Source organism: Sneathiella chinensis (assembly GCF_012720115.1).
Taxonomy (GTDB): domain Bacteria; phylum Pseudomonadota; class Alphaproteobacteria; order Sneathiellales; family Sneathiellaceae; genus Sneathiella; species Sneathiella chinensis.
Genome location: NZ_VNWN01000004.1, coordinates 213,955 through 226,808, shown reverse-complemented (window position 1 = coordinate 226,808; position 12,854 = coordinate 213,955). Strand labels below are relative to the sequence as shown.

The 12,854-nt window shown below is 55.3% G+C and carries 12 protein-coding genes; 6 read left to right on the top strand and 6 right to left on the bottom strand.

The annotated features are described in order from the left end of the window. Positions 1 to 130: 130 nt before the first annotated feature. Together FQB27_RS07680 and FQB27_RS07675 are read right to left on the bottom strand one after the other, a co-directional pair. The gene (locus tag FQB27_RS07680; protein ID WP_169560326.1) at positions 131 to 892 is read right to left on the bottom strand and encodes a DUF1013 domain-containing protein; all 762 of its coding nucleotides are present in this window, start codon (positions 890 to 892) and stop codon (positions 131 to 133) included. 145 nt (positions 893 to 1,037) lie between these two features. Beyond that, on the bottom strand, positions 1,038 to 2,042 hold the full coding sequence (locus FQB27_RS07675; protein ID WP_206374434.1) for an NAD(P)H-quinone oxidoreductase: 1,005 nt from the start codon (positions 2,040 to 2,042) through the stop codon (positions 1,038 to 1,040). A gap of 115 nt (positions 2,043 to 2,157) precedes the next feature. Here FQB27_RS07675 and FQB27_RS07670 point away from each other — a divergent pair, with 115 nt between their 5' ends. The 3 genes from FQB27_RS07670 to FQB27_RS07660 all read left to right on the top strand — a co-directional run bounded on the left by FQB27_RS07670 (position 2,158) and on the right by FQB27_RS07660 (position 5,077). Next, a complete protein-coding gene (locus FQB27_RS07670; protein ID WP_169560325.1) occupies positions 2,158 to 2,340 on the top strand; it encodes a DUF1192 domain-containing protein in 183 nt (60 codons plus the stop codon). A gap of 632 nt (positions 2,341 to 2,972) precedes the next feature. Continuing rightward, positions 2,973 to 4,277, top strand: a complete 1,305-nt coding sequence (locus tag FQB27_RS07665; protein WP_169560324.1) for an O-acetylhomoserine aminocarboxypropyltransferase — start codon at positions 2,973 to 2,975, stop codon at positions 4,275 to 4,277. Positions 4,278 to 4,288: 11 nt separating this feature from the next. Further along, on the top strand, positions 4,289 to 5,077 hold the full coding sequence (locus FQB27_RS07660; RefSeq protein ID WP_169560323.1) for an alpha/beta fold hydrolase: 789 nt from the start codon (positions 4,289 to 4,291) through the stop codon (positions 5,075 to 5,077). Between the two features lie 32 nt (positions 5,078 to 5,109). Here FQB27_RS07660 and FQB27_RS07655 read toward each other — a convergent pair whose 3' ends face one another. The 3 genes from FQB27_RS07655 to FQB27_RS07645 form a co-directional block, all read right to left on the bottom strand. Beyond that, the gene (locus tag FQB27_RS07655) at positions 5,110 to 5,379 is read right to left on the bottom strand and encodes a histidine kinase (RefSeq protein WP_169560322.1); all 270 of its coding nucleotides are present in this window, start codon (positions 5,377 to 5,379) and stop codon (positions 5,110 to 5,112) included. 107 nt (positions 5,380 to 5,486) lie between these two features. Further along, positions 5,487 to 7,106 (bottom strand): acyl-CoA synthetase, encoded by a 1,620-nt coding sequence (locus tag FQB27_RS07650; RefSeq protein ID WP_169560321.1) that lies wholly within the window; start codon positions 7,104 to 7,106, stop codon positions 5,487 to 5,489. 75 nt (positions 7,107 to 7,181) lie between these two features. Then, positions 7,182 to 7,685 carry an Lrp/AsnC family transcriptional regulator gene (locus FQB27_RS07645; RefSeq protein ID WP_169560320.1) on the bottom strand — a complete coding sequence of 168 codons (504 nt, stop codon included), beginning with the start codon at positions 7,683 to 7,685 and terminating at the stop codon, positions 7,182 to 7,184. Between the two features lie 176 nt (positions 7,686 to 7,861). Between FQB27_RS07645 and FQB27_RS07640 the strand changes: the two genes are divergently transcribed. From FQB27_RS07640 to FQB27_RS07630, 3 genes are all read left to right on the top strand, one after another. Further along, positions 7,862 to 8,845, top strand: a complete 984-nt coding sequence (locus tag FQB27_RS07640; protein WP_169560319.1) for a mitochondrial fission ELM1 family protein — start codon at positions 7,862 to 7,864, stop codon at positions 8,843 to 8,845. Positions 8,846 to 8,973: 128 nt separating this feature from the next. Further along, positions 8,974 to 9,945 (top strand): thioredoxin-disulfide reductase, encoded by a 972-nt coding sequence (gene trxB, locus FQB27_RS07635; RefSeq protein WP_169560318.1) that lies wholly within the window; start codon positions 8,974 to 8,976, stop codon positions 9,943 to 9,945. Positions 9,946 to 10,077: 132 nt separating this feature from the next. Next, the gene (locus tag FQB27_RS07630) at positions 10,078 to 10,968 is read left to right on the top strand and encodes a LysR family transcriptional regulator (protein WP_169560317.1); all 891 of its coding nucleotides are present in this window, start codon (positions 10,078 to 10,080) and stop codon (positions 10,966 to 10,968) included. Positions 10,969 to 11,830: 862 nt separating this feature from the next. Here the strand turns inward: FQB27_RS07630 and msrP are convergent. Next, positions 11,831 to 12,805 carry a protein-methionine-sulfoxide reductase catalytic subunit MsrP gene (gene msrP / locus FQB27_RS07625; RefSeq protein WP_169560316.1) on the bottom strand — a complete coding sequence of 325 codons (975 nt, stop codon included), beginning with the start codon at positions 12,803 to 12,805 and terminating at the stop codon, positions 11,831 to 11,833. Between the last annotated feature and the right edge of the window lie 49 nt (positions 12,806 to 12,854).

Sequence of the window (12,854 nt, the reverse complement as noted above, 5' to 3'; positions counted from 1 at the left end):
CTCAGTTCTTATTGCCTTTAGAAGAACAATGCCGCTCCCCTAAAGTCAAGGGTCTGCCCCTGCTGTTTTCCACAAAAAAAGCCGCGATTGGACATCGCGGCTTGATTTGCTGTTCTGTTTTCCAGAAAACCTAGTCTTTAGGTTTGAAAATCTCGTCAAAGCTCTGGGCTGCCTTACGCTTGGCATCCTCATCCGAACTGTCTGAAGAGGACTTGCCAAAGACAGCTTCTGCTTCTGCCATCGGGTCGTATTTTTCCTCTTCCTGAAGCTCACGCTTCTTGCGCTCATACGGCGTCAGGGGAACGGCAGCCGCATCCGCAGCAACAGACGCCGCCACTTCTTCCATCAGCTTTCCGTGATCCTCTTCGGTCCGCAGATGCGCGGATTTCTTCACGAACTCGTCCAGTTCAAGTTGCGTGCAGATGCCAAGGCTGACAGGATCACGCGGCGAAATATTGGAGGAGTTCCAGTGGCTTTTGTCCCGCACCGCATTGATGGTTGTCTTTGTTGTGCCCACAAGTTTGCCGATCTGGGCATCGGACAATTCCGGGTGGAATTTCAACAGCCACGCGATCGCATCAGGACGATCCCCACGACGGGAAACAGGTGTGTAACGCCCACCGCTGCGACGCGGTTGCGGCACGTCACCGACCGGTTTTGACAACACCAGCTGCGCGGCGGGGTCTTTTTCACACCGGGCAATCTCTTCCCGGGTCAACTGACCATTGGCAATCGGATCAGAGCCAACGATACCCACAGCCACTTCACCATCCGCAATGCCCTGAACCTCCAGTTCATGCAGACCACAGAAGGTCGCAACCTGGGCAAAGGTCAGGGCTGTATTGTCGATCAACCAAACGGCAGTCGCCTTCGGCATTAACGGCGTCACCATATTTTCTCCTTGTTGGGTTCCCTGTTTTTCAAGGCAACCACTTGAATCACTTATCCCCTATATGGCTGAAAACAGACGCAAAGTCTAGGGCAACATCCACCCGGAACCTGCTCCGGGTGGGCTGCTACGCTGTTTCCCTATACCCTCAGGACGTGACTTCCAGAACAATCTTGCCGATATGGGCAGAGTCATCAATCCGCCGATGGGCATCCGCTGCCTTGTCCAGCGGGAAGACACTGTCAATGATCGGCCCGACGGTCCCTGCGGAAAGCAGCGGCCAAACCTTGTTTTCAAGGCTGCGACCAATTTCGGATTTGGCCTGCACAGACTGAGGGCGCAATGTTGACCCTGTGATGGTCAGGCGCTTTGCCATGACGGGCGCGAAATTGACATCAGCCTTCGGGCCGCCAAGGAACGCGATATAGACAAGCCGCCCCTCAACCGCCAGCGCCGAGATATTCCGCTGGATGTAATCACCGCCAACCATATCAAGAATAAGGTCTACGCCCCGGCCGTCTGTCAATTCCTTGACCACCTGAACGAAATCCTCGGTTTTATAGTTGATGGCCCGTTCCGCCCCCAGCTTTTCAATCTCGCGGCATTTCTCGTCGGTGGAAGCGGTTGTAAAGACGCGGGCACCAAAGGCCTTGGCCAACTGGATGGCCGTGGTTCCGATACCGCTGGCGCCGCCATGAACCAAAAAGGTCTCGCCGCCCTTGAGCCGTCCACGATCGAATACGTTTGTCCAGACCGTAAAATAGGTTTCCGGAATGGCAGCAGCCCGAACCATGTCATACCCTTCCGGCACATCAAGGCATTGCGCTTCGGGGGCCACACAATATTCGGCATAGCCGCCGCCAGCCACCAGCGCGCATACCTTGTCGCCCACCTGATAGCGGGTCACCCCCTGCCCGATGGCAACGATTTCACCGCTGATCTCCAGCCCTGGAATATCGGAGGCACCCGGCGGCGGGGCATAGCCACCGCGACGCTGCAACACGTCCGGGCGGTTCACCCCTGCGGCCGCAACCTTGATCAACACATCATCATGACCGGGTTCCGGCACCGGACGACTGGCCGGAACCAGATTTTCCGGTCCGCCGAATTCCTTGATTTCGATAGCCGTCATTTCTGCTGGTATCGTGGTCATCTTTTACTCCGTCTGTTCTTGTGCTTATTATAGACTTGCAGGGCCGATCCGTTGCGACAAGGCCCGAACGGCCGAACCTGTTATATGAGTGACTAACATATTGAGGAAATTGATTATGGCAAGGGATGAAGACGACCAGCCGATCCTGACAGACAGAACAGCGGACTTCTCTGGAATGTCGATCAACGAACTTGAGGACTATATCTCTCTTCTGAAAGCCGAAATCGGCAAGGTGGAAACCATATTGCAGCAAAAGAGGCAGGCCGAAGTCGCCGCCAACAGCATCTTCAAAAGCTGAGAAAGGTCAGCCCCGACTATCCGGAACCGAAGACCGCCACAAGGCGGCGCCACAATCTATCTGACTGAAAAAACACATTATTTTAGGAATACATTGTTATTCTTTCGAATTGCAAGGCGATATTCCACATAAAAAACTGATTATTTTTGGTAATTTTTGTGTATTCATTAATTGTAATTTAATGAAATCCCCCTAAATTGATTAGTGTCAGCCCAACTAGGGCTGTGGATTGGATCTCATCCAATCTGTTTGACGCCTCCCTGTTGACTTGAGCCGCCCATTCGGCGGCTCTTTTTTTTATCCGGGAGCCCGCCTCCCCCTGACAAAGAAATATGAATTTTTTTTGACACCGAGGCTTGACACAAATTCAGTTTCAGCGTTTTATTCTTGCCAACAGGTCAAGTCTGACAGGTTGAGGTAACGAATAAAAAAATAAAAGGGGGCGCTTGTATAGGCAGCCCCCTTAATTAATTCCCCCGTCAACAGTCGAATGCCGTTTCTGTTTCCCAACAGATCAACCGTTATTTCCCTTCCTCTTTCTGCATTTAGAGACCGGCTGGACAGTTTCCCGTCTGGACCTGCTTTCGACAACGGTATAGCCTTCCCGCAAGACATTTTGCAGGAGCAACTTTATGGCTGATCCGAATTTTCTGAAGTTTGATACGCTGAGCCTTCATGCCGGCCAGCGCCCCGACCCTGTAACCGGGTCCCGCGCCGTCCCTATCTACCAGACAACCTCCTATGTTTTCCGGGACGCCGATCACGCGGCCTCCCTGTTCAATCTGGAAACTACCGGGCATATCTATTCCCGTCTCTCCAACCCGACCACAGCAGTTCTGGAGGAACGCCTTGCCAGTCTGGAAGGGGGCGCTGGGGCAATCTGCACCGCATCCGGTCACGCCGCCCTGCATCTGGCCATCGTCACCCTGATGAGTGCCGGCTCCCACATTGTCTGCTCCCAATCCGTTTATGGGGGGACCTATAATTTCCTGACCCACACGATGCCCCGCTTCGGGATCGAGACAACCTTTGTCGATCCCCGGGATGTGGATGCCTTCCGGGCCGCCCTTCAGGACAACACCCGGTTGGTCATTTCCGAGACACTTGGCAATCCGGGACTGGAAGTCACCGATATCCGCCGGGTCGCGGACGTGGCGCACGAACACGAAATCCCTTTGCTGATCGACAATACCTTTGCCACCCCCTATCTGTGCCAACCGTTTGAGCATGGCGCGGACCTGATTGTTCACTCCGCCACAAAATTTCTGGGCGGGCACGGTATTGCCATGGGCGGTGCGCTTATTGACAGCGGTCGTTTCGACTGGGAGAAAAGCGGCAAATTCCCCACACTGACCGAACCCTATGCGGGATATCACGGGATCAATTATTCCGAGGAATTCGGCCCCCTTGCCTTCCTGATGCGCGCCCGCACCGAAGGCCTGCGTGACTTCGGCGCCTGCCTCAGCCCGACCAACGCCTTTCAGATTCTGCAGGGAGTGGAAACCCTCTCTGTCAGGATGGAACGGCATGTGGCCAATGCCCGCAAGGTTATCGCCTTTTTGGAAAATCAGGACGTGGTTGAGACCATCAGCTACCCCGAACTGCCATCCCACCCGGATCATGAACTGGCAAAAACCCTGCTGCCAAAAGGGGCAGGCTCCATTTTCAGTTTCACGGTCAAGGGCGGAAGGGAAGCAGGCAAGGCCTTCATCGAGGCCCTACAGATCTTTTCCCATCTGGCCAATGTGGGGGACGCCAAAAGCCTTGTCATTCACCCCGCCTCCACCACCCACCAGCAGATGGACGCCGAGGCCCTGAAAGCAGCGGGCATCTCGGAAGGCATGATCCGCCTGTCTGTAGGGATTGAAGATGCGGACGACCTGATCAAGGACCTGAAAGCCGGCCTCAGGGCCGCTTCCAAGGTCGCCGGAAAATAAGGAGCGAACGGATGAAAATTGATGTCAAGAATATGTCCCTGTTCGCCTCAACCGGCGGTCAGGCTTTCGACCCGGACAAGCCCACCCTTGTGTTTCTGCATGGTGCGGCCATGGATCATACCGCATGGGCCCTGCAAAGCCGGTATTTTGCCCATCACGGGTATAATGTCTTTGCCCTTGACCTGCCCGGACATGGGAAAAGCGATGGCCCCCTTCCCGCCAGCATCGATGAGATGGCCGATTGGGTCATTGCCTTTCTGGATGCGGTCGGTGTGGAAAAAGCCGCCCTTGCCGGTCACAGCATGGGGTCCCTGACGGCCCTGTCTGCCGCCGGGCGGTATCCTGCGCGCGTTTCCCATCTGGTCCTGATCGGCACCGCCTTTCCCATGATGGTCGGCGAAGAATTCCTGAATATGGCCAAGGCCAACGATCCTGCCGCCTATCGCATGATGATCGACTGGTCCCACGCCCGCCCGTCCCATATGGGGGCATCGGAAGTGCCAGGTTTGTGGATGATCGGAAATGCCCTTCGCACCGTCGAGCGGGCCGGGGACGACACTTTATATAAGGGGCTCAGCCTTTGCGCCAACTATGAGGGCGGGTTTGAGGCTGCCGCCCATGTGACCTGCCCGGCCCTGTTTATTCTGGGGGATCGGGACATGATGACCATGCCCCGGGCCGCACAAAAGCTGATTGCCGCCATCCCGGACGCCAAAACCGTCATGCTGACGGAGTGCGGCCATATGCAGATGATTGAAAAGGCGGATGCGGTCAGAAAGGCAATGCGCGACTTTCTGTAACCGCCAACGGCCTTCAAATCGGCGTCGCCCCGCTAGACACCAATGCGGGGCGGGCCGCCTCTTGCCGCCTGACTGGGGCCAAATGCCTTATCCAGAATTCGGGTACTGTCTTCGGCAAGGCCAATCGCCTCGGTCAACAAACCCAACACCTTCATATTATTGGCCAGAACGGCTTGGGCTTCGGGCCGATGATCCTCTGCGATCAACATACAACGCTGGATAACATCATTCCGCACCATGGACAGAACCTGTTCCAGTCTCTTCCCGTCCGGGTTCTCTTCCGTCACCAGAAAATGTGTCATGTCTCAACCTTTCCTAGGGAGCATTCCTGTTCAGAATGCTCCCGTCTGGTTAAGAAAGTCATAATGCACACTGTCCGTCACGCAGCGCGATAGAAAGCGGGTGACACCTAGAGGTTCTTGGCGCGCTCTCTCAGAACGAATTTTTGTACCTTGCCGGTCGACGTTTTGGGCAAGTCCTCAAACACCACGGTCTTCGGGCATTTGAAATGCGCCATGTTATCGCGGCAGAAAGCGATGATGTCCTGCTCTGTGGCGCTACTGCCATCCCGCAGCATCACAAAGGCGCACGGGGTTTCCCCCCATTTGTCATCGGGGCGCGCCACAACAGCCGCCTCCAGAACCGCTGGATGCTTATACAGCAGCCCCTCCACCTCGATGGTGGAGATATTCTCGCCGCCTGAAATAATGATATCCTTGGACCGGTCCCGAAGCTCGATATACCCATCCTCGTGAATGACGGCCAAGTCCCCGGTATGGAACCATCCCCCCTTAAAGGACTTTTCCGTGGTGGACGGATTTTTCAGGTATCCCTTCATGATCAGGTTGCCGCGCATCATCACCTCGCCCATGGTCGCCCCATCCCGAGGGACCGGTTGCAGGCTGTCCGGGTCCAACACATCCAGACCACTCAGCGCATGATACCGCACCCCTTGCCGGGCCTTCAGGGCGGCCCGATCCTGTACGGATTTGTCATTCCAGTCATCGCGCCAGTCGCAATAGACAGCGGGGCCATAGCTTTCGGTCAGGCCATACACATGGGTCACATCAAACCCAAGCTGGTCCATTTCTGCCAGTACCGCCGCCGGCGGCGGGGACGCCGCCACCATGACCTTGGTTCCGGGGCGGGCCTTGGCCTTGTTTTCATCACCGGTATTGATCAGCATGGACAGAATGATCGGTGCCCCGCACAAGTGATCAACACCGTGATCCCCCATGGCAGCATAGATACCATCCGCCTCGACCTTGCGAAGACAGACATGCGTTCCGCCAACCGCCGTAATGGCCCAGGGGAAACACCATCCGTTGCAATGGAACATCGGAAGGGTCCAAAGATAGGTCGGGTGTTTTGGCAGGTTCCAGGACATGCTGCTGCCGGTTGCCGCAAGATAAGCCCCGCGGTGGTGGTAAACCACACCTTTCGGGTCTCCGGTCGTCCCGGATGTATAGTTCAGGGCAATGGCCTGCCATTCATCCGCCGGACCGGTCCATTCAAAATCGGGATCGCCCGTTTCAAGAAAGGCTTCATAGGTCATCTCGCTGATCAGGTCTCCGCCCTCGGCCTCGGGATCGTCAATATCGATCACCACCGGATTGACAGAGGCCTTCTTCAGCGCGGCCCGCATCACATCGGAATATTCCCGATCCGTGATCAGCAGCTTGCATTCCGCGTGATCCAGAATGAACGCAAGGGCGTCCGCATCCAGCCGCGTATTCAGGGCGTTGAGGACCCCGCCCATCATGGGAACCCCAAAATGACTTTCCAGAATGGCTGGAATATTGGGCGCCATGATACTGACCGTATCGCCCTGCCCCAGTCCCTGCTTCGCGATGGCACTCGCCAACCGCCGACACCGGTCGTAAAATTCGGCGTAGGTATAGGACCAGTCCCCATGCACCATGGCCTTGTGATCCGGATAGACGGCCGCTGACCGTTCAAGGAAGGTCAGCGGTGTCAACGGATCATAATTCGCCCTGGAGGCATCGAGGTTCATTTCAAACGGATTCATGGCGTATTCCTTGCACATTCCCTGCAGTTTATTGTTTTTGTTTTGCGCGTGAAAATCCACCGACAGGATGCCTGATTACAAGGCATCCTCGGTATTTGTCTTTCCTTCCATTTCGACCGGGACACCCGGCAGAAACTTGGAAACGCGAATGCCAAGCGATGTCTTGACATGTTCCACGTTGGGGGCGGCGGTCAGTTCGTGGGTCAGGAACTGCTGATAGGCATCCCAATCCTTGGCGACCACTTTCAGGATAAAGTCGTTTTCCCCGGCCAGCATGTAGCATTCCCGGACAAGCGGCCATCTCTGGACCTGATCCTCAAAGGCGTTCAAATCCGCCTCGGCCTGACTGTGCAGACCGACAAGGGCAAAAACCGTAACCCCGAAACCAAGGCTTTCGGAATTAAGTTGCGCATGATACCCCGAAATGTAACCGGATTCCTCCAGCGCACGAACACGGCGCAGACAAGGTGGCGCCGATATCCCTGCATTCTTGGCGAGTTCCACATTGGTAATCCGCCCGTTTTCCTGAAGATCGTGCAGAATCCGCCGATCGATTTCATCGAGTTTCACTCGTTGCATATATTGCCTCCGAAGATCATTTGCGCGCAATATTATTACAATGCAGAAGGGACGCCAAGTCTTTGTATCAGCCCAAAACCCAATTAAAACACTTGACCTGCAAGATTCCGCCTGAATAGTGCCAAGCAGATAGCGGTGCTCAGCCCACCGGCACGACAACGAGAAAAAGGACCCGTATGCCCATTTCCAGTTCAGACCCCGCCCGCACCTGCTGGGTTGTCACGGACGGCAGCGCCGGAATGGAAAACCAGTGCATCGGACTGGCCGAGGCAATGGGACTGGATTTCAAGGTCAAACGCATCCACACAAAAAAGCCGTGGCGCTGGCTGCCGCCGCAGTTTTGGCTCTCTCCGCTTCGGCAACTGAAAGACAGCGGCGATCGTCTTGATCCGCCGTGGCCTGACATCCTGATCACCTGCGGACGGCAGGCAATCCCCATGAGCATGGCCATCCGCAAGGCCAGCAAGGGGGCGACCTTCACCATCCATATCCAGACCCCGAACGCCCCGGCAAACCGGTTCGATCTGGTGGTGGTGCCGGAACACGATGCCTTGCGCGGCCCCAATGTGCTGGTCAGCGAAGGCTCCCTCACCCGGATCACCCCGCAGCGCCTGTCCGAGGAAGCGGCCCGTTTTTCAGACGAACTGGCCGGCCTTTCCGCCCCTGTGGTGACGGTTCTGGTGGGCGGCAGCAACCGCTGCTATGAGGTGACACCAGAAACCATGCACGCCCTGACCACCCGGTTGGAACAGTTGCAGGAAGAAACGGATTGCAGCTTTCTGGTGACCACATCCCGCCGGACCGGGCCCGAGAATGAGAAGATCCTCGAAGACTGTCTGGCGAACCTGCCCCACAGAATCTGGCGCGGCACAGGGGACAATCCCTATTTCGCCTATCTGGAAAAAGCCGACCTGGTCATTGTCACCGCCGATTCCGTCAATATGGTCTGCGAAGCCTGTACAGCGGGCAAACCGGTTCTGGTTTTCGACCTTCCCGGCGGCAACCGGAAATTCACCCGGTTTCACGCCACCATGAGAGAGCGGGACCGGACACGCCCCTTCACCGGTCGCTGGGACAGCTGGACCCCGCCGGAACTGGCGGAAACACGGCGAATTGCGGATTGTATCCAAACCATCCTGACGAACCGGAAAAGCGCCTGAACAACCAGAAGCAGGCTGCCTTCGGGAATTGCTCCATACTGCCCCTTGCATGTCCATACCACGCGTAATAAATAGAGACACTCGCGCAAACGCGATCAGTGCGAAGACAGGATTTTCAGGAGCAAGAAATGGCCGAGACCTTCAACACCAGTGTTCTAATCATCGGATCCGGTCCGGCCGGATGCACCGCCGCCGTTTACGCGGCCCGGGCTTCCCTTAACCCCATCATGGTTCATGGCATTCAGCCCGGCGGGCAATTGACCATTACCACCGAGGTGGAGAACTATCCCGGTTTCGCAGACCCCATTCAGGGGCCGTGGCTGATGGAACAGATGGAAGCGCAGGCCCGCAACGTCGGAACCGTCATTCACCATGACATCATTGTCGACGTGGATTTCTCCTCCCGTCCCTATGTGGCGACTTCTGATTCCGGCAATGTCTACAAGGCAGACAGCATCGTCATCGCAACAGGTGCACAAGCCAAATGGCTGGGCCTGCCCTCGGAACAGACCTTCATGGGATTTGGCGTTTCCGCCTGCGCAACCTGTGACGGTTTCTTCTATCGCGGCAAGGAAGTCCTTGTTGTTGGTGGCGGCAACACCGCCGTTGAAGAGGCCATGTACCTGACCAACCATGCGGACAAGGTCACCGTCATCCATCGCCGTGATTCTTTCCGGGCGGAAAAAATCCTTGTGGACCGCCTGCACAAGAACCCGAAGATCGAGGTTATCTGGGACACGGTTCTTGAGGAAATTCTGGGGGATGACAACCCGCTGGGCGTCACTGGTGCCCGGATCAAGAACGTCAATACCGGGGAAACCCGCGACCTGTCTGTTCACGGCGTTTTTGTCGCCATCGGCCACAAACCGAATACGGATGTTTTTGCTGGCAAGATCACCATGGATGACGAGGGATATATCCTCACCGCCCCGGATTCCACCGCGACCAACATCCCCGGCGTCTTTGCCTGCGGCGATGTACAGGACAAGATCTACCGTCAGGCGGTTACAGCAGCCGGTACCGGCTGTATGGCGGCGCTGGAGGCAGAAAAATATCTGGCAGAAAATGAGGATCACGCCGCACAGGAAGCCGCGGAATAAGGATGTCCCGGCGTCCTGATATTTTCTAATTACATGATTTTATTTGCTTTCTCGGGACAATCTGCTTGAATAGCCCAATTCCAATCATACCTTGGGCTTGAACAGTCGGTATTGTGAATTGGGGAATACAGGATGGATTGGGACAAACTTAGAATATTTCATGCGGTGGCAGAGGCAGGCAGCTTCACTCGTGCGGGTGAAGCCCTGCATCTCAGTCAATCCGCTGTCAGCCGCCAGATCAGTGCCCTTGAAGAAAGCCTGACTGTTTCCCTGTTCCATCGTCACGCCCGCGGCCTGCTGCTGACCGAGCAGGGCGAGTTGCTGTTCCGCACGGCCCATGAGGTGTTTGCCAAACTGGCCATGACAGAAGCACGCCTTCTGGATTCCCGCGAAAAGCCGTCCGGCGAAATCAAGGTGACGGCCACCGTGGGATTGGGAGCCAACTGGCTGACCCCCCGTATCCGTGATTTTCTGGATGTCTACCCGGATGTTTCCGTCAACCTGGTTCTGGCCGACAAGGAACTGGACCTTGGCATGCGCGAAGCCGACGTTGCCATTCGCCTGCGTGAACCGGTCCAACCGGACCTGATCAAGCGCAAGCTGATGACCGTCAGCCATCACCTGTATGCGTCGCCGGAATATCTGCAAAAGCATGGTGCCCCGACCTGCGTCGAGGATTTGATCTCCCACAATATCATTGTGTATGGAGATGAAGCGCCATCCAACATCTCGAATGTAAACTGGATCATGCAGACCTTGTCCCAGATCGACAAGGGGGTGGAGCCCATCTTCAAGGTGAACAACGTCTATGGACTGCTTCTCGCCATCGAAAGCGGTGTCGGTATTGGCAGCCTCCCCCATTACATTGTGCAGGGTCACAGCAATATTGTCCGCATCCTGCCGGAAGTGGAAGGCCCCAGCTTTGACGCCTATTATGTGTATCCGGAGGAGCTTCGGAAATCAAAACGGGTGACAATTTTCCGGGACTTCCTGATTCAGAAGATCGCGGAATCCCATTTCTGATCCCTCCCAAACATCCCGGAAGCCGATAATTTTTGTTATTTTTCAATGACTTGAAAGGTATGCAATAAACGCATGCCCGCATTGTATATATTCTTCTTCTATTTGCTTCAGGAATTTCATAAATACAGGTCATCAGATGCTGCATCGCAGCACTACCGAATTTCGCGACAGTCTCCCAACTTTTCGCGAAACGCTGTTTGATTTCCTCCCAATCTCAAACAGCCTGCCATGTCCCCCTGACATGGCAACCTCCCTGTTAGACTTGCCAGCCTCTCCCGAGGCTGGCAATTTTTTTGCCCAAAGTATGACAGTTTTATTGCAGCGCACTTGCCCCAATTGTTATATTTTTACAAATTAATTCAATGATTTAACGGGAATGCAGTTTTTGCATAGGTGCACTGCAAAATTATGTGTAGCACGGCCCGACGGTTACCCCTATATTCCCTTCATCAACGTTGCACCGCAATATTGATCGAATATCGATCCCTTATCGATATTCCCGGTTGTTCGCTTTCCTCCCATTTGCGAACAACCTTCACCATCCTTAGATGGTGTACCTCCCTGTTAGACTTGCCAGCCTCTTATGAGGCTGGCTTTTTTTTCATCCGCCCTACATGCGTTTTCTGCATGGCTGCCATGCCTTTTCAGGGATTCAATTCCTCCCCCTGCATACCTACATGTGGATGAAGCGAAACAGTTCCCCTAACTTTTCGCTTTTCGGGTGAAAGCCTGAATTGCGGTAACCTCACCCTCCCAAATTGAGGTTACTGCCTGTCTTTCTCATAAGACAGATCTCCCTGTTAGACTGGCCGGCCTTTCTCCCAAAGGCCGGCTTTTCCTTTTGTACAGTCTGAGAAAACAACTATACGAACAGGCGGCTTTTATCCTCAACATTCCGATAAAGCCCCTGAACCGCTTCGGCGTAGCCATTGAAAAGCAGTGTCGGGAAGCGCTCCCCTGTTCCGATGTCCCGCTCGCTTGCCTGTGACCAGCGCGGATGCGGCACATCCGGGTTCACATTTGCCCAGAAACCATATTCATCGCTGTTCAGGGTTTCCCAGAAGGTTTTCGGCCGCTCCTTGACGAAACTGAAACGGGCAATGGACTTCACATGCTTGAACCCGTATTTCCACGGAACCGCCAGCCGCAGCGGGGCCCCGTTTTGCTTGGGAACGGGTTTTCCATAAAGACCGGTCACCATGAAGGCGAGATCATGGGTCGCCTCTTCAAGTGTCAGGACCTCTGTATAGGGCCACGGATACCAGAATTGCTTCTGCCCGGATGCAACGGAACTGTCCTCGAATGTCTGCATGACCAGATACCGGGCATCTGCCGTCGGGTCGGCCAGACGAACCAGTTCCTTCAAGGGGAAACCACTCCATGGCACCACCATGGACCACGCCTCGACGCAGCGATGGCGATAGATCCGCTCCTCCAGTGGCATTCGGGCAAGAAGATCATCAATGGCAATCTCACGCGGTGTTGACACCATGCCATCAATGGTGACCGTCCACGGTCGGATATTCAGGCGCTGCGCCGCCCGGGCAATATTCTTGTGCGACCCGAATTCATAGAAATTGTTGTAGGTTGACGCGATCTTGTAGGGGGTCAGGTCCCGATCCACCTGATAGGCCGGATTTCGGGAAACCGGATACAGGCTCTGGCTGGGGTCTGCATTATCCGCATACACCTTTCCCGGCAAACCAAGAGAAGCCGATCCGATCGCCAGTCCGCCAAGCCCCATTCCCCGCAGAATATCCCGGCGGTTCACGTACGTTGCCTCAGGCGTGACGCGGCTTTCCTGTATCTCCCAGCTTTTCCTGATCCTGATGAGCATGCCCTTCTCCTCCTTCAATAGCGAAAATCAACCACTTCAGAAGGAATAA